Raw genomic sequence first — 19,104 nt, 5'->3', positions numbered from 1 at the left:
GACCTTTATAAGTCTGGATTGCAGTATAGTTCACCCCTGCTTTTAAGGTTTCCGAATCAAAATTATCTCTTTTAAATAAAATTGAACAAACCTAAGGGATTGCAGTGGAAATACTTTTGAAATTCAGCTACCCTGAATAAGCTGTCATTCTGAGGTACTGCCTGTCCCGAAAATTCGGGAAAGAATCTGCTGCCTATGAAACAGATTCTTTCTTCCTCAGAAAAACAGAAGTTATTGAAAAAGATTGGAACAAAAAGCGGGGCTGCTGTTTCCGAAGAAATGCAAGCCCCGCTTTTCAAATTATTTAGTTTTTCTATTTGATGGAAGAAAATCAGAATCCAATGTTTTAAACCCCGATGCGTTGCTCTATTTTTTTCACGCATTTGTACGCTTCTTCCAAAATCACATCGTTTTCAATGGCTTTATCTGCATTTAGTGCATTCAACATTGAAATGGTTAAACAAGCAATAATGCCGTTGTTGTTGGCAATGCCGATGGGCACAGAAATATCGGTAACGCCAGAAACCGAATCACTATTTTTGAAATATGAACCCGTTTGCTGAATATCGGTTAGCGATGTTAAAAAATCTTCTTGTTGAGGCTTAGGATATTTCTTAAAAATGGCGTTATTTTTTAATACCGTACTACGCTCGTTCTCGGGCATGTAGGCCAATAAAACCTTTCCAGATGCCGTTAAAGGTAGTGGGAATAAATTTCCTTCTTCGATGGAAAGCGCAATTGGCCCAGGGCTTTTTGCGTGGATAATCACCATAACCTGGTTCATGTACAAAATACTCACATGGCAAGACTGCCGAATGGTATTAGCCAGTTCCTCCAACGGAAATTGTGCTGCTTTTCTAAGTTCGTCCATCGGAGAGTGGCGATGAGAAAGATAAAATAACTTTAGCGAGAGACGGTATTTTCCAGAAACTTCATCACGTAAAATGTAACCACGGCTCTCCAAGCTCATTAACATGCGATAAATTTCGTTCGGTGTTTTTTCGATACCTGTTGCAATTTCGGTTTGCGATAATGGCACCGATTGAGCAGATAAGTATTCAAGTATATCCAAGCCCTTATCTAAAGCGGGTGCCTGGTATTTCGATTCGTTATTCATTGATTAGAATTTAAACAAACTTAATGATTTGGATGAAAAAAAATAATTTATATATAAATAGAAATTTCATGGTAAAAGTTACATTCATATATGAAATATATATTTATATTTGAGATAGTCAGATGCTAGGGAAAAATTATGAGAATTTTATTCATCCTAACCAATGAATGATTTCGGGCACCTGAAAACAAAAACCAAATATTCACCCTTTAAAAAATCATTATCTATTCTTCATTACAACTCAGGTAATCAACATTGATTATCTATAATTAACCTAACCAAATAAAATTCGATTATGAACCCAATTAAATGCAAAAGCTATTGCCGATTTAGGCTACGCAATGTTTTAATCGCAAAACTCATTACTATAATGCTGTTTACTGCGATTACAGGATTTGCCCAGACTTTACCAAGTACATTTATTATTAAGGGGGAGGTAACAGCACAAACCGGAGAACCTATAGCCGGTGTAAGTGTTAAAGTGAAAGGCACAAATACTGGTGCAACAACCGATAACGATGGAAAATATTCAATTTCGACTACATCAGGAAATGTAACTCTTGTGTTTTCATTTGTTGGATATGCCAATCAGGAAATAGCAGTAGGTAATAGAAATACCATAAATGTTAAGTTAGCCGAAGAACAAAATGACCTAAATGAGGTAATTGTTGTTGGTTATGGCACACAAAAGAAAATAAATTTAACAGGTGCAGTTGCAACAGTAAGTGGTGCAACCTTGACCGAAAGACCAGCGCCAAACGCCGCAAACTTAATTCAAGGTCGTATAACAGGTGTGCAGGTAACACAGCCATCTGGCGAACCTGGCAGAGATAATCCAAATTTTTTAATTAGAGGACGTTCAACCTATGGCGGCAGTACCGACCCACTTATCTTAATCGATGGTGTTGCGGGCTCATTCAATAATTTATCACCAGATGATATTGAAAATGTAACAGTTTTAAAAGATGCTTCATCTGCATCAATATACGGCGCAAGGGCTGCAAATGGGGTAATTTTGGTTACAACAAAAAAAGGTAAAAGGGGCGAAACTGTTTTTAGTTATCGTACAAATTTTGCCCGCCATACGCCAACAGCATTACCAGATTTAATCACAAATTCGGCTCAGTACATGGAAATGTACAATACCGCTGCGGCACGTTCTGGAATCGCTTTTAGATATCCTCAAGCCGATATAGATTTATATAGAAATTCACCAAATAAGGCTCAGTATCCAGATTTTAACAGCATGGATTATTACATCAATCCGGCTAATGTGATGCAGCATAACCTTTCTATTTCTGGTGGAAGTGATAAAAGTACGTTCAATCTTTCTGCTGGTTATTTAGACCAAAATGCGGTTTTTAAAGGCTACAAATTTAAACGCTATAACGCTTTATTAAATTATAACAACAACTTAACGAAAAGTATCAGCGTGGGTACAATCATCAACATGACTTATAAGGATCGTAAGGAACCGCCTTTTACAGGTGAAAATATGGCTTTATTGGTTTATGCTGCCGGACCACTTTATGGTCCATTTCTACCCGACGGAAGCGGTAGAATCGTATCACGAGCTTACGCAAATGAAGGTAGAAATCGTAATCCTCAGGAAGCTTACGCAATGGGTGAGCAAACCACTAAGGAATACAATATTAATGCTCAGGCTTACATCGATATAAAACCATTTAAAGGCTTTACTTGGAGCTCAAAAGTTGCCATAAATTATGTTGATGAGTACTATAAAATGTATCAGCATCCATATTCAGCTTACTTATTGCAAGATAGAGCTGCAGGAACAAATGAATATGTGGCGAACTCTTTCGGTCCGGATATTTTGGGCGTTACAGACCAATATTCAAAGGTTTTAAATCCTACCGTTTACTCTACATTTACTTACGAAAAAACTTTAGGCACAAATCATAACCTTAAAGCATTGGCTGGTTTTGAGCAGCTATCTTACAAAAATCAAAATTTGAGAGGTAGGAGAATAAATACAGTTGCACCAATTTTAGAAGATTTAACTGGTTATTCGGCTTCTGGAGAATCATTGTATTTCACTCATCCACGTTTACCTTCATTAGCAGGTCCTTCAGAATGGGGTATGCGTTCCTTGTTTGGTAGACTTAACTACGATTTTAAAGGAAAATATCTATTAGAAGCCAATATTCGTTATGATGGAACTTCGAAAGTTTCTCCCGATTACAGATGGGGTGTATTTCCATCTTTCTCTGCTGGTTGGCTAGTTTCTGAAGAAAGCTTTTTGAAAGATAAATTAAGCTGGTTGAGTAGCTTTAAAGTTAGAGCATCTTATGGTACTTTGGGAAATCAGGATATTGGAACTTATTTATACCAGGATAACATCATCATTAATAACGTAAATTATCCATTTGGCAATGGCGCTTTGCAACAGGGCGGTGTAATTAACGATTTTAAAGATGTGAGTTTGAGATGGGAATCGACCAGAAGTATTGATGTTGGTTTTGATTTGAATATTAAAAATGGCCTATTTGGCGCTACTTTCGATTGGTTCAGACGTTCTACTTTTGATATTCTGGCAAGACCAACGGTGCCTTTGAGTTTAGGTTTAGGCGCTTCAACAGTGAATGATGGAAAAATGAGAAGTCAGGGTGTTGAATTAGCCTTGACACACCAAAATAAAATTGGCGAATTTACTTATGGCCTAAATGCATTAATATCTACCGCAAAAAATAAAGTTATTGAGCTTAGAACACCGGCAAAAGGTAGTACTATAAACGAAGTTGGTTTGCCATATTCTTCTTTTTATTTGTATGAGTGGGATGGTATTTTTCAGGTTGAAGATATCGGCAATCCAAATGTACCGGTACATGAGTTAAATCGCAACCCAAAAGCTGGCGATTTAAAAATGAAAGATGTTAACGGCGATGGTATTGTAAACGCAAACGATAGAGTAGTAGTTGATGGAGCATATCCGGATTTTAATTACTCTTTCGGCTTAAACATGGGTTACAAGAGATTTAGTTTCAGTGCATTTTTTCAAGGTGTTGAAGGCATTAAAAACCGCGTAAACAACTGGGGGATTGACCCTTTTATGCAAGGAACAGCTCCATCTACAAAATTCTTAAACGCCTGGACACCTGAAAATAGGAGTAACACTGTTCCGGCACTTTATGTAGCTGGTTATAGTGGCGTTGCACCTTACACGGCATCAACTTACTATTTACAAGATGCATCTTACTTAAGGTTGAAAAATGTAATGTTAGGCTATGATGTTCCGGTTGGGGCAATTTCAAAAATTGGCATTAAAAATCTGAATGTTTACGTATCGGCAGATAACCTTTTTACCATTACTAAGTACGAAGGAGGCGACCCAGAGCGAGCAAGTTCTACAGGTAACCTTGCGCAATATCCGCAAACCAAAATTTTTAATGTTGGTCTAAATGTTAAATTCTAAGCTGTATCTAATGAAAAATAAAAACATATTATTGTGTGCTGTATTCGGATTATTAACATTCGGATCATGCAAGAAAGATTTTTTAGATAAAAATCCATTAAATAGTGTTTCATCGCAAATTTTCTGGGCATCAGAAACTGATGTTCAAACCGCTTTAGCTGGTGTATATTCTCGATTGCAACAAAACTATTTAGGTTACGAGAGAGTGTACATGGATGCATTGAGCGATAATGCTTTTCCTTATCAAAATACCAATCAGGCAAATCTACTAGAAATGACAACCGGAAGTATTTCGCCAGCCTTAGGTGGTGTTTTGCCAAATCTTTATTCATCTCCATACAGAGCAATAACCTCTTGTAATTACTTTTTAGATAATGTTGATAGAGCACCAATAACCGATGCAAAGAAAAACCTTTACAAAGGAGAGGTTCGTTTCATCAGAGCATTAGCTTACTTTGATCTGGTTCAAAATTTTGGTGGTGTTCCCATTAATACAACCTACCCAAAAACGGTTGATGAAGTTAAAGTTCCTAAAAGCACCAAAGAACAGGTTTATGCTTTAATTCAGCAAGATTTAGATTTTGCAATTGCCAATCTTCCAAACGAAAAATATACCGGACATGCAGTAAAAGGCAGTGCTCAAGGTATTAAAGCTAGGGTTTTAATTACGCAGCAGAAATGGGGAGAAGCGGTTCCGGTTTTAAGAGAAATTATGACTGATGCCAAATTTGCATTATCAAACAACTATGCAGCTTTGTTTAGAACAAGCGGCCAAGCAACGGCTGCGGTGAACACCGAAATTATGTTTTCAACGCAATATCTTGCACCAACAAATCCGCAAAGAACTTCTCCAGGCGCAGGTGGTATGGATATCGAATTAGGCTGGTTTTCATTAATTCAGCCTTACAAAGATTTAGCTGATGATTATGAAATGACTGATGGAAAACCAAGCGCAGAATCTCCGCTGTTCAGTGCTGCGAATCCATACGCAAACCGCGACCCTCGTTTAGATCTAACAATGAAATTACCCAACGAAGTTTGGAGAAATTCTACAAATGTAGTATGGAGTGGTTTCATACAATCTTTTACAGGTTTTTTGATGGAAAAATATGTTGATTTATCTCGTGCACCGATAACTGCGGGTACAGCAACATTAACCGATCAGGATTATATTCATTTACGTTATGCAGATATTTTATTAATGTATGCAGAAGCTCAGAATGAAGTAAGCGGTCCTGATGCAACTGTTTACAAGGCGATTGATGATGTTAGACAACGTACCGGAATTGCAATGCCTGTAACTGACAGGACAAGATACAACACGCAAACGACTCTTAGAAATTATATTCGCCATGAAAGAAGGATTGAATTTGCGCTAGAAGGTCAGCGTTATAATGACTTAAAACGTTGGAATATTGCGCATATAAAATTGCCAACGTTAAAAACTCCTGCAGGTGTAGCCTTAATTTTTGAAACTAAAAATTATGTTTTGCCGTTCCCGGCTTCTGAGTTAGATAATAATCCGCAGTTGGTGCAAAATCCTAATTATTAAAAAAATAACTGTAGCGCTAGTAGCGTTACAGTTATTTTACAGTTCAATGTAAGTTAGTTTGAGTTCATATTTAAAAAAATAATTTATATTTGAATTTATTGAGGTAATTTTATTATTTCATAAAATGTCTACAATTGATATTTTTACAATCAAGATGTTAACCAAATTATAAACCTAAACAAGCATCAATAACGGTGTAGAACTTTTAATGAGCAAAATCGTATTTTTTTCTTGTCTGTTATTAATTAGCATTTCGCTGTTTGGGCAAAATATAAATGTTGCTGAAGTTCACTGTAATTATCGCGAAAATCCGATTGGTGTGGATATCACCACACCAAATTTGAGTTGGAAATTAAAATCTTCGAAACAAAATGTGATGCAAACAGCCTATCAAATTTTAGTTTCGAGCAGTGCGGTTAATTTAGAGAAGAATATTGGTGATGTTTGGGATAGTAAAAAAGTAAATTCAGCACAATCTATTCAAATACAATACAAAGGCGTAAAACTTTTATCAACCAAAACTTATTATTGGAAAGTTCGTGTTTGGGATAATTCTGGCAATCAATCCAGTTGGAGCAAACCTGCCTTTTGGCAAATGGGTTTATTAAATGCAGAAGATTGGAAAGGGGCAAAATGGATTGCTTATGAAAAATTGGCCGATTCTAATTTAAATATTCTCCCAACCGATGGTAAAAAGGATAAATACAATACAAACAATGTGTTGCCAATGTTTCGCAAAGGATTTTCGGTGGCAAAGCCGATAAAAAAAGCATCTGTCTTTATTTCTGGATTGGGTCATTTTGAAATGAGTTTAAACGGCGAAAAAGTTGGTGACGATTTCCTGGCGCCAGGCTGGACTAAATACGATAAAGAAGCCTTGTATGTAACCTATGATGTAACCAAGCAAATTAAAAAAGGCGCAAATGCCATTGGTGTAATGCTGGGCAACGGCTTTTATTATGTTCCTCCTGTAAAAAATAGATATAGAAAATTAAAGGTGGCTTATGGATATCCAAAAATGATATGCCGTTTGCAAATCGAATATATGGACGGAACTTTTGAAAATATCATCAGTAATCAAACTTGGAAAACGGATAAATCGCCGGTTGTTTTTTCGAGTATTTATGGTGGCGAAGATTACGATGCAAACCTGGAGCAAAAAGGTTGGAATGTTGCAGGTTTTAATGATGGCAAATGGAAATCGCCTATACTTGTTGATGGACCAAAATTAAGCGCACAAAAAGAAGAACCTGTTAAAGTTTTTGAAAATTTTTCTGCTCAAAAAATAAGTCAAGTCGGTAACGGAGAATGGGTTTACGATTTAGGTCAAAATTCTTCTGCTATTATCGAATTAAAAGTTCGCGGTAAAAAAGGCGATACCATTCGCATTACACCTGCCGAATTGATTAAGGAAGATGGTGCTGTAACGCAGAAAAATATCGGCGGTCCATCGTACTTTAGTTATATTTTAAAAGGTGATGGTTTAGAAACCTGGCAACCAAAATTCTTTTACACAGGATTTCGCTATTTGCAAGTAAAAGGGGGTGTTCCGGTAGGGAAAGAAAATTCATCCGGCAAAGCCGAAATAGAGAATTTGAAAGCCTTGCACGTTAGAAATGCAGCCCAAAAAGTAGGCGAATTTTCAACTTCCAACGATTTGTTTAATAAAACTTTTAACCTGATTGATTGGTCGATTAAGAGCAATATGGTTAGCGTTTTTACCGATTGTCCGCACCGCGAAAAATTGGGTTGGTTAGAACAATTACATTTAATGGGCAATTCTGTTGGCTACAATTACGATGCTGCGCCAATTTTCAAAAAGGCATTGCAGGATATGAAAAACTCGCAGTTGCCAAATGGATTAATCCCCGAAATTGCACCAGAGTATGTAAAATTTGAATGGGGCGGCGATATGTTTCGCGATTCGCCTGAGTGGGGAAGCAGCGGTATTTTATTGCCTTGGTATTTGTATCAATGGTATGGCGATAAGCAGGCCATGGTTGATTATTACCCGATGATGCAGCGTTATATAAATTATTTGGCCACCAAAGCCGATAACCACATTTTATCACAAGGTTTGGGCGATTGGTACGATTTGGGTCCAAAACCTCCGGGCGTTTCTCAACTTACGCCAATGGGTGTTACCGGAACAGCAATTTATCATTACGATTTACAAATCCTTGGAAAAATGGCAACCTTATTAGGTAAAAATGCTGATGCTTTGAAATATGAAAAGCTTGCCGCTGAAGTAAGAAAATCATTTAACAATAAATTTTTTGATGCGAAAACCAAGCAATATGCTACAGGTTCGCAGGCTGCAGATGCCATTGCAGTTTACATGGACTTGGTAGAAGATGCAGATAAAAATGCAGTTATCGATAATTTGGTAAAAGATATCAGAGATAGAAAAAATAGTTTAACTGCTGGTGACATTGGTTACAGATATGTGCTACGGGTTCTTGAAGATGCTGGTAAATCGGATGTGATTTTCGATATGAATAGTCGCTCGGATGTACCTGGATACGGAATGCAAATTGCCAAAGGCGCTACAGCGCTAACCGAAAGTTGGGCGGCTTTGCCAACGGTTTCCAATAATCATTTTATGCTTGGGCATTTAATGGAGTGGTTGTATAGCGGCGTTGGCGGCATTCGTCAGGCAGAAAATTCAATTGCTTTTAACCACATTAAAATTGAACCCGAAGTAGTTGGCGATTTGACTTTTGCCAATGTGAGCTACAACTCTCCTTACGGCAAAATATCTTCCTCATGGGAAAAAACAGATAAAAATTTTACGCTGGAACTTCATATTCCAGTAAATACAAAAGCGGATGTTTATTTCCCGGGCAGAATTCAGCAAACAGTATCTGATGAATTGAACCAAAAATTTGGTGCCTTGAGTATTGAAAATGGGAAGTTAAAAACTACCATTGGTTCAGGCCATTATAAATTTATATGCACAAATGAATAAGATGAAGTATATCATATTTCTAATGTTTTGTGCGATGAATTTGCAGGCTCAAAACACAAATCAAGTTTCTGTTGAAACGATGGAAAAGATTTATCAGGAAGTTAAAACGCCTTATAAATATGGTTTGGCTATGGTTCCGGGCGATAAAGACCATAAAATGGATTGCCCGACTATTTTTAGAAAAGGCAAAGACTGGTACATGACTTACCTGATTTTTAGCGGTCTTGGTTATGAAACCTGGATGGCGAAAAGTAAGGATTTGCTGCACTGGGAAAATCTGGGCAAATTAATGTCGTTCGAAGATTCTGGCAAATGGGATGATAACCAAAAAGCAGGTTACAATGCACTTTTAGATACGAAATGGGGCGGAAGTTACGCGGCGAAATCTTTCAATGGGAAATATTGGATGTCTTACTTCGGCGGAAAAGAAAAAGGTTACGAAGTAGAACCGTTGTCAATCGGAATGGCTTATACAAGTAAACATCCGTCAATTGTACAAGAATGGAATAGGTTTGATAAACCAGTTTTAAGTTCGCTGGATAAAGATGTACGCTGGTGGGAAAATCGCCATAAATTATTTAAAAGCACAGTAGTTGAAGATAAAAAAAGATTAACCGGACATCGTTTTGTAATGTATTACAATGCCGTAGGCGATTCGTTAGCAAATAACAAGAAAACCCGTTGGTACGAGCGCATTGGCATGGCAGTTTCTGATGATATGATTAACTGGCAGCGATTTAATAAAAATCCTGTGGTTCATCATCCGGTTGGGATTACTGGTGATGGCGTGATTCAGCAAATTGGCGACAATTATGTGATGTTTTATTTTGGTGCTTTTTGGCAGGATAGGAAGGGTTCGTTCAATCGCTTTGCGGTATCAAAAGATTTAATAAACTGGACCGATTGGACCGGCGATAATTTGATTGAATCATCTGAAAAATACGATGAATTGTATGCACATAAATCATTTGTGGTAAAATATAAAGGTGTGGTTTATCATTTCTATTGTGCGGTTAACAAGCAAGACCAACGCGGAATTGCTGTGGCAACATCAAAAGATTTAGGTACAAGTAAAGTGAATTTTGTGGAATGATTAGATATGAAGATGCAAGGTTATTTTAAGGTTTTAGTTCTTGTGATTGCTGCATTATCGGCTTCACGTCATTGCGAGGCACGAAGCAATCTTAATGCTTTCGCTAATGAAACCTATAGTGGTGAGATTGCTTCTTGCCTCGCAATGACGCACCCTTTATCGTCATTGCGAGGCACGAAGCAATCTGTTTCAGGTACTCGCACCCGAACCAGCTTCAACAAAGACTGGAAATTCTTTTTAGGTGATGAACCTGGTGCAAAATCGCCTGCTTTTATCGATACAAAATGGCGTAAACTAACCTTGCCTCACGATTGGAGCATTGAAGGGAAATTCGATGAGAAAAATCCTGCAAAACCAGAGGGTGGTGGTTTGCCAACGGGAATTGGTTGGTATAGAAAGGAATTTACAGCGCCCGCAAATTTTGCATCAAGATTAATCACCATCGAATTTGATGGTGTTTATAAAAACTCAGAAGTTTGGGTAAATGGCAAATATTTAGGCAAACGCCCGTATGGTTATATTTCTTTTGCTTACGAGATAAGCAAATACCTAAAAGCCGGAAAAAACATCATTGCGGTTAAAGTTGATAATTCACTACAACCAGATTCTCGCTGGTATTCTGGTTCGGGGATATATAGAAATGTGTGGTTAACATCAACAGCAAAAGTTGGAGTAGCAAATTGGGGAACTTTTGTTACATCTGATAAGTCTGGAAAAGTTCAGATTCAAACTCAGATTCATAACAAAACCCTGAAAACGCAAACTGTTTCTTTGGTAAATTCAATCTACGGTGGTGATGGAAAATTAATAGTTAAAAGTGCTCCACAATCATCGAAAATAGATGCTTCAGGCAAAACATTAAATGAAACTTTAGACATTAAAAATCCAATACTTTGGTCTGTAAAAAATCCTAATCAATACAAATTAGTTACGCAAGTTCTTCAAAACGGGAAAGTAATCGATTCTTACGAAACCAAATTTGGTATCCGTTCGTTTGATTTCGATGCTGCCAAAGGCTTCTCGTTAAACGGAAAACCAATGAAGATTTTAGGCGTTTGCCTACACCACGATTTAGGTGCTTTAGGCGCTGCGGTAAACACCAGAGCTATAGAACGCCAGCTGGAAATTATGAAAGAAATGGGCGTTAACGCCATTCGTACTGCTCATAATCCGCCATCGCCTGAGTTTTTAGATTTATGCGATAAAATGGGTTTTCTAGTGATGGATGAGGCTTTTGACATGTGGGCGAAGAAGAAAAATAAAAATGATTACCACCTGAATTTCCCTGAATGGCATAAACGTGATTTGCAAGATATGATTCTTCGCGATAGAAATCATCCATCAATCATTTTATGGAGTATCGGCAACGAAATTCGGGAGCAGTTCGATAGCACAGGTATTGCGCTTACAAAAGAATTGGTATCAATAGTTAAAAATTTAGATAAAACCCGTCCGGTTATCTCTGCTTTAACAGAAACCGATTCTACTAAAAACTTTATGTATCAGGCGAAAGCCCTGGATATGTATGCGCTGAATTATAACCACAAGAAGTACGCTGATTTTCCGAAAAATTACCCCGGCGTTAAATTTATTGCAGCTGAAACTACATCAGCATTAGAAACAAGGGGATATTACGATACCGCAGATACCATTCGCCGCTGGCCTAGAGATGGTAAAACAAAATTTACTGAGGGTAATAAAGAATGGTCGGCTTCATCTTACGATAATGTTTCTGCTTATTGGGGTTCTACACACGAAGAAACCTGGAAGGAAGCTAAAAAATACGACCATGTTTCGGGTTTATTCGTTTGGACAGGATTTGATTATTTAGGTGAGCCTTTACCTTACCCTTGGCCAGCCAGAAGTTCCTATTTCGGCATTGTAGATTTAGCAGGTTTCCCAAAAGATTCATATTACATGTACCAAAGTGAGTGGACAAACCAACCTGTGTTGCATATTTTACCACATTGGAACTGGGAGCAAGGTAAATCGGTTGAAGTTTGGGCCTATTATAACAATGCTGATGAAGTTGAACTATACCTAAACGGAAAATCCTTAGGCAAAAAATCCAAGCAAAATGATGATTTGCATATCCAATGGAACGTAAAATTTGAACCCGGAACCTTAAAAGCGGTTTCCCGCAATAATGGTCAAGATGTTTTGGTCCGCGAAATAAAAACCGCAGGTAAGCCTGCAAAAATTGAACTAATTGCCGATAGAAAAAACATTAAAGCCGATGGTAAAGATTTATCATTTGTAACCGTTCGTATTTTGGATTCAGCTGGTAATGTTGTGCCAAATTCGGATAATTTGGTTGATTTTAAAGTTGAAGGTGAAGGATTTGTCGCGGGTGTAGATAATGGTTTTCAGGCTAGTGTTGAGCCTTTTAAAGCAAATTACCGTAAAGCATTTCACGGTTTGTGTTTAGCCATTCTTCAATCAACAGAAAAAAATGGCACTATTAAATTAACCGCAACATCGACCGGTTTGGCTGCTTCATCAATTACGATTAATACTAGTAAATGATGAGAAAACTTAATTATAAAGAGATTGCTTTCCCGAAAAAACGGGACAGGCTGTGCCTTGCAATGACGTTCAAATTGTCGTCGTTGCAAAGCTGGGATTGAGCGAACTGAAGAAATCTAAAGAATGAAGATTAAAAATTGCCGTTTACTTCAGTCAACGGTTAAAAAATAAGATATATAAGTGGAAAATATCATAAATTTAAAAGGAATAAGCTGGAACCATAGTCGTGGATTATTGCCGATGCAGGCAACTGCACAGCGATTTTCTGAATTAAACCCAAATGTGAATATCACTTGGGAGAAAAGAAGTTTGCAACAGTTTGCCGATTTCTCCATCCAGGAATTAGCAGAGCAATTCGATTTATTGGTTATCGACCATCCTTGGGCAGGTTTCGCAGCCAAAACAAAATCAATTGTGCCTTTGGATTTTTACCTGTCGGATGAATATTTAAAAGACCAGCAAGAAAATTCAGTCGGTCAATCTTATGAAAGTTACTTTTACAATGAACATTTATGGGCTTTGCCGATTGATGCGGCGACACCTGTAGCCGCTTCTCGACCAGATTTACTTGCCGAAAAAGGATTAAACCTACCAAAGTCTTTTGAAAATTTATTAGCCCTAGCCGACAAAGGATTGGTTGCTTTTGCAGGCATCCCGATTGATGTTTTGATGAATTTTTACACGCTTTGTTGTTCTTTAGGTGAAGACCCTTGCCAAAATGATGAGGAAGTAATTTCGGCCGAAATTGGTGTAAAAGCTTTGCAAATGTATCGCGAATTGGCTTCGAAAATGGATAAAGCAAACTTTAACAGAAATCCGATTCAGATTTATGAAGCCATGACGCAAAGCGATGAAATTGCTTATTGTCCTTTTGCTTATGGTTACTCGAATTATTCAAGAAATGGTTATGCCCGCAAGGCATTACATTTTCACGATATGATTTCCTTAGATGGAAAAACCAATTTGAGAAGCACTTTGGGCGGAACTGGTTTGGCTATTTCTTCGAAATGCGAAGAATTGGAAATCGCAGCAAAATATGTAGAATTTGTTGGCGCTCCATCTTGCCAATCAACTTTGTTCTTCGAAAGTGGAGGCCAGCCGGGGCATTTAGCCGCCTGGAACAACGAAGAAGTGAATCGCCAAAGTCAAAATTACTTTTCGAATACACTACCTGCTTTACAAAGAGCTTTTCTTCGTCCGCGTTATCACGGTTCCATGTATTTTCAAGACCATGCAGGAGATGTGGTGAGAGATTATTTAATGAATGGTGGAGATGAAATGCAGGTTTTATCGAAAATGAATGAATTATATCAAAAATCTAAAACTTTGGTTTTATCATGAACAGACCATTAGAAGGACTTTTGGTTTTAGAGTTTTGCCAATTCCTGGCAGGACCATCGGCTGGATTAAAACTGGCTGATTTAGGTGCCCGTGTAATCAAAATCGAGCGACCAAATACTGGTGATGCTTGCCGACAATTATCCATTAAAAACCTATTTGTTGATGAAGATAGTTTGCTTTTTCATACAATAAACCGCAATAAGGAAAGTTACGCAGCCGATTTAAAAAATCCAGAAGATTTAGCAAAGCTGAAACAATTAATCGGCAAAGCGGATGTGATGACACATAATTTCCGCCCGGGTGTGATGGAGAAAATCGGATTGGATTATGCGAATGTTCAAAACATCAACCCAAAAATTATTTACGGAATGGTTACAGGTTATGGTAATGATGGACCATGGCGAAACAAACCGGGTCAGGATTTATTGGTGCAGGCCGTTTCTGGTTTAACGTTTTTATCTGGTTTAGATACCGATGGACCCATTCCTTTTGGTTTATCAGTTTCTGATATCATGTGTGGAAATCACTTGGCGCAAGGTATTATGGCTGCTTTAATCAAACGGGCAAAAACCAATAAAAGCGTTTTGGTTGAGGTAAGTTTGCTGGAATCTATTTTGGATGTTCAGTTCGAAGTAATTACCACTTACTTAAATGATGGCGGAAAACTGCCCGATAGAAGTGGGGCAAAAGGTAGTGCACATGCTTATTTAAGTGCGCCTTACGGTATGTATGAAACCCGTGATGGCTACATCGCAATGGCCATGGGTAACCTTCCAAATATTTGCAATATCATAAAATGTGATATAAGCGATTTGTATGTGGAAGCAGGCTCAGCTTTTGATAATCGGGATAAATTAATTGTGCGTTTGGCCGAAAGATTTTTGCAAGATGATACCAATAATTGGGTTAATCTTTTAGAAAGTAATGGGGTTTGGTGCGCCGAAGTGTTAAATTACAAAACTGCAACAGAACTGAATACTTATAAAAAATTGCAAATAGAGCAAGAATTGGATTTAGGTAATGATGTGAAAATTAAGACAACCGTAAGCCCGATTCGTTTGGATAATGAAAAGTTATTTGCGGCAAAACCAGCGCCGAAGTTGGGTTTTAATACGGAGCAAATTAATAAAGAGTTTGAAATAAGTTAATAAACAGTTCTCGTCATTGCTAGGCACCAAGCAATCTTTTTTGCTGAAAATTGCTTCTTGCCTCGCAATGACGGAATGCTTAAAGAAATAAATGTCACATTGAGCCTGTAGAAACGTTTAAAAAGTTCTTCGCTGCGCTCAGAATGACAAAATGAAATATAATATTGGTTCGTGGAGACACGAAACAAGACTAGATGCCAAGGTACGTGTCTTCACGTACCTCAAAAAAAAAATAAAACTATGCGACCGCTTGAAGATTATTTAGTCATCGATTTCAGTCAGTTCCTTTCGGGGCCATCGGCAAGTTTGCGCTTGGCCGATATGGGTGCTCGTGTAATCAAAATCGAGCGTTTAGGTGTTGGCGATATTTGCCGAACACTTTACACCTCTAATTTGATTATGAATGGCGAATCATCGGTTTTTCATGCCATAAACAGAAATAAAGAGAGCTTTGAAGTCGATTTAAAAAGTGAGGAAGATTGCGAAATGGTTCGCGAACTGCTTAAAAAAGCAGACGTCATGATTCATAATTTCCGCCCTGGCGTAATGGAACGTTTGGGTTTCGATTACAAATCAGTTACCGCTTTAAATCCAACCATTATTTATGGCGAAATTTCTGGTTATGGAGCTGAAACAGAGTGGAAAAATAAACCTGGTCAGGATTTACTGCTGCAATCGGTTACCGGACTTACTTCCTTAACTGGAAATGCGGATAGCGGACCTGTAGCTATGGGTTTATCTATTGTAGATATGCTTGCAGGCGCACATTTGGCGCAAGGTCTTTTAGCTTGTTTGTATCGCAAAGCGATAAAAAATGAGGGCGGTTTTGTGCAGGTAAGTATGATGGAATCTGCTTATGATTTTCAGTTTGAAACCATTACCACTTTTATGAATGATGGCGGAAGCTTGCCAGAGCGTTCAAAAAAGAACAATGCCAATGCTTATCTGGGTGCGCCTTATGGTATTTATCAAACAGAAAATGGATATTTAGCTTTAGCAATGGGGTCAATTCCCCAACTGGGAAATTTGCTTGGATGCGATAAACTTCTAGATTATATCGCCATTGAAGAAGCCTTTGATAAACGCGATGAAATTAAAACCATTTTAGCTGAACATTTGCTAACTGAAAGCACCGAGAAATGGCTTTCCAAATTAGAACCAGCAGATATTTGGTGTTCTGATGTATTGAATTGGAATGCTTTGATGGCTCATGATGGCTTTAAGGTTTTGAAAATGATACAAGAAGTAGAAATGGTTGATGGCTATAAGTATGAAACCACGCGTTGCCCGATTCGTATTGATGGAGAATTATTAACTTCACCAAAAGGTTCGCCAAAATTAGGGCAGGACAACGAGAAAATCATCAAAGAATTTATTACTCAGAATACAACCGCAAATGCATAATCAAGCCGATACTTTCAGAATAGCCGTACGCAAATTTGCCCCTTTTGAGTCTGCAATGCAGAAATTTTGGGACAAATTTTGTGCATTTTCTGACTGTAAGCTGAAACTCGAAATGGTTGTGATGGATTTGCATGAACTTTACGAAAGCACCATTACTAGTAGAGGCTTAGAGAATGGTGATTTTGATATAGCCCACATCAATACCGATTGGATTTATGAAGGTTATTTAAGCAATGCTTTCGAAGTTTTAAATCCATATATCAATAATAATAAGCCAGTTGATTTTCCAAAAGGATGGAGTAAATCGCTATTAGGTTTACAGGGTTTTGGATGGGAAGTGGTAGGTTTACCTTTCCACGATGGACCAGAATGTTTCATTTACAGAAAAGATTTATTTGAAAGCGAAGCAGAGCAGGCCAGCTATTTAAAGCAATTCGGAAAAGCTTTAGAGGTGCCAAAAACCTGGGAAGATTTTCATCAGGTTGCGCAATTTTTTAATCGCCCTGCGGATAATTTATATGGAAGTATTTTCGCTTGCTATCCTGATGGACATAATACGGTTTTCGATTTTTGCCTGCAACTTTGGACCAGAGGTGGAACTTTAGTCGATAAGGATGGAAACATTCAAATCAATACTAAAGCCGCAATTGATGGCTTGGATTTTTACCGCAACATCGTAAATGATGAGTCTGCGATTCATCCAAAATCTGCCGAATTCGAATCTGTAGCCGCAGGAATTGCCTTCTCACAAGGTGAAGCGGCGATGATGATAAATTGGTTTGGCTTTGCCGCCATGTGTGAAGTAGATTCCAACTCAAAAGTTAAAGGCAAAGTCGCAGTAGATTTATTGCCGGCAGCATTAGGAAAGGAGTCCGCATCTTTGAACGTATATTGGCTTTATACCATCGCCAAAGGCAGTAAAAATAAAAATCTGGCTTACGATTTTTTAAGGTTTGTAACAGATGTAGAACAGGATAAAATGCTAACGCTGGAGGGTGGAATTGGCTGCCGAATTTCGACCTGGAAAGATGCAGAGGTGAACGAAATTATTCCATATTACCATAAATTGGAACAGTTGCATGAGGTGGCAAACATGCTGCCACAGCATAAAAACTGGACTTCGATAGCCAAAATAATTGATGAAATGGTTTTGAAAGCGATGAATACAGATGAGCAATCAGTAATTTTAATTGAAGAAGCACAAAGCCAAATTAACAAATTGAATTAAATGAGTATCGACATTAAATATAAACCAGAATTACCCGAAACCAAGCAGCCCATCATTATTATTGGTGCTGGCGGAATTGTTGCAGATGCACACTTGCCAGCTTACAAAATAGCAGGTTTTGAGGTTTTTGGAATCGTAAACAGAACAAAAGAAAGGGCACAAAAATTAGCTGATGCTTTTGGTATTCCGAATGTATTTAATACGGTTGCAGAAGCTGTAGCAAATGCGCCAGAAAATGCCATTTACGATTTAACCACCATGCCTGCGCAATATATCGATGCTTTAAATCAATTGCCAGATGGAAGTGCGGTTTTGATTCAGAAGCCAATGGGCGATGATTTTGAACAGGCTAATGAGATTTTAGCACTTTGTAAATCCAAAAATTTAAAAGCAGCAATTAACTTTCAACTGCGTTTTGCACCATTTGTAAGTGCGGCCAGGTTTTTAATTAATAAGGGCCTAATTGGCGAGTTGTATGATATGGAAGTTCGGGTGACAATTAAAACACCTTGGGAGATTTTTCCGCATGTAATCATTCATCCGCGTTTGGAAATTCAGTACCACAGCATCCATTATGTTGACTTAATTCGTTCATTTTTAGGTAATCCACAAAGCGTTTTGGCAAAAACTTTAAAGCATCCTGCCAAAACTTTATCCTCATCTCGTTCTACAATTTTATTCGATTACGGCGATACGATGCATGCAGTAATCAATACCAACCACGACCATGATTTTGGACCAAATCACCAGGAAAGTTACATCAAATGGGAGGGAACCAAAGGCGCAATTGTGGCGAAGATTGGTTTGCTAATGGATTATCCTCATGGTGTACCTGATGTTTTTGAATATTGCATTGTTGAAGAAGGGAAATCGCCAGAATGGCAAACGGTAAAATTGGATGGTTCTTGGTTTCCAGAGGCTTTTATTGGTACGATGGCAAATTTAATGCGCTATAATGAGGGAAGTGACCAAGTATTGCATACGAGTGTGGAGGATGTGATTCAGACGATGGCGGTTGTGGAAAGTGCGTATAAATCGAGTGATATTGGAGGGGTTAAGGTTGAATAGGAATATCGTCATTGCGAAGTACGAAGCAATCTTTTTAATTTGTCTTGGCCAGACGGGCTTTTTTCTTTTGACCGCAAAAGAAACAAAACTCCTGGCTTAAAATTTTTCTTTTGAAGTTTCTGCTTTGGCTTGGAAACTACATTCCGAAAAATTTGTTAGGCCAGATTTGAGTAGAACGAAGATGTAGTGAGCTGGCTTAGTTGGGCGGCATTTCAAATTAGAAAAT

The 19,104-nt window shown here is 38.0% G+C and carries 12 protein-coding genes; 11 read left to right on the top strand and 1 reads right to left on the bottom strand.

From position 1 onward, the window contains the following. Positions 1 to 195: 195 nt before the first annotated feature. On the top strand, positions 196 to 321 hold the full coding sequence (locus QWY86_RS13335) for a hypothetical protein (RefSeq protein ID WP_290242825.1): 126 nt from the start codon (positions 196 to 198) through the stop codon (positions 319 to 321). A gap of 25 nt (positions 322 to 346) precedes the next feature. Here the strand turns inward: QWY86_RS13335 and QWY86_RS13330 are convergent, their stop codons facing one another. Next, complete coding sequence (locus QWY86_RS13330) at positions 347 to 1,117, bottom strand: IclR family transcriptional regulator (protein ID WP_290242824.1); 771 nt, start codon at positions 1,115 to 1,117, stop codon at positions 347 to 349. A 370-nt stretch (positions 1,118 to 1,487) separates the two neighbouring features. On the opposite strand from QWY86_RS13330, the gene QWY86_RS13325 reads away from it, so the two are divergent. The 10 genes from QWY86_RS13325 to QWY86_RS13280 all read left to right on the top strand — a co-directional run bounded on the left by QWY86_RS13325 (position 1,488) and on the right by QWY86_RS13280 (position 18,878). Then, a complete protein-coding gene (locus QWY86_RS13325) occupies positions 1,488 to 4,550 on the top strand; it encodes a SusC/RagA family TonB-linked outer membrane protein (RefSeq protein ID WP_290242823.1) in 3,063 nt (1,020 codons plus the stop codon). Between the two features lie 10 nt (positions 4,551 to 4,560). After that, complete coding sequence (locus QWY86_RS13320) at positions 4,561 to 6,102, top strand: RagB/SusD family nutrient uptake outer membrane protein (RefSeq protein ID WP_290242822.1); 1,542 nt, start codon at positions 4,561 to 4,563, stop codon at positions 6,100 to 6,102. Positions 6,103 to 6,310: 208 nt separating this feature from the next. After that, the gene (locus QWY86_RS13315) at positions 6,311 to 9,070 is read left to right on the top strand and encodes a family 78 glycoside hydrolase catalytic domain (RefSeq protein WP_290242821.1); all 2,760 of its coding nucleotides are present in this window, start codon (positions 6,311 to 6,313) and stop codon (positions 9,068 to 9,070) included. Between the two features lies 1 nt (position 9,071). Then, positions 9,072 to 10,163, top strand: coding sequence for a glycoside hydrolase family protein (locus QWY86_RS13310; RefSeq protein WP_290242820.1), 1,092 nt, complete (start codon positions 9,072 to 9,074; stop codon positions 10,161 to 10,163). A gap of 6 nt (positions 10,164 to 10,169) precedes the next feature. After that, positions 10,170 to 12,689 carry a beta-galactosidase GalB gene (gene galB / locus QWY86_RS13305; protein ID WP_290242819.1) on the top strand — a complete coding sequence of 840 codons (2,520 nt, stop codon included), beginning with the start codon at positions 10,170 to 10,172 and terminating at the stop codon, positions 12,687 to 12,689. 180 nt (positions 12,690 to 12,869) lie between these two features. Beyond that, positions 12,870 to 14,030, top strand: a complete 1,161-nt coding sequence (locus tag QWY86_RS13300; RefSeq protein ID WP_290242818.1) for an ABC transporter substrate-binding protein — start codon at positions 12,870 to 12,872, stop codon at positions 14,028 to 14,030. Continuing rightward, positions 14,027 to 15,178: a CaiB/BaiF CoA transferase family protein gene (locus tag QWY86_RS13295; protein WP_290242817.1), complete on the top strand. Its 1,152-nt coding sequence runs from the start codon at positions 14,027 to 14,029 to the stop codon at positions 15,176 to 15,178. Before QWY86_RS13300 ends, QWY86_RS13295 begins: the two co-directional genes overlap by 4 nt. A 240-nt stretch (positions 15,179 to 15,418) precedes the next feature. Further along, positions 15,419 to 16,582 carry a CaiB/BaiF CoA transferase family protein gene (locus tag QWY86_RS13290; RefSeq protein WP_290242816.1) on the top strand — a complete coding sequence of 388 codons (1,164 nt, stop codon included), beginning with the start codon at positions 15,419 to 15,421 and terminating at the stop codon, positions 16,580 to 16,582. Further along, on the top strand, positions 16,575 to 17,810 hold the full coding sequence (locus QWY86_RS13285; RefSeq protein ID WP_290242815.1) for an extracellular solute-binding protein: 1,236 nt from the start codon (positions 16,575 to 16,577) through the stop codon (positions 17,808 to 17,810). The genes QWY86_RS13290 and QWY86_RS13285 overlap by 8 nt, the downstream gene beginning before the upstream one ends. Continuing rightward, positions 17,811 to 18,878, top strand: coding sequence for a Gfo/Idh/MocA family protein (locus QWY86_RS13280; RefSeq protein ID WP_290242814.1), 1,068 nt, complete (start codon positions 17,811 to 17,813; stop codon positions 18,876 to 18,878). Positions 18,879 to 19,104: the final 226 nt, after the last annotated feature.

Source organism: Pedobacter aquatilis (assembly GCF_030409415.1).
GTDB lineage: Bacteria > Bacteroidota > Bacteroidia > Sphingobacteriales > Sphingobacteriaceae > Pedobacter > Pedobacter aquatilis.
This window is presented reverse-complemented; position numbering and strand designations above follow the sequence as displayed.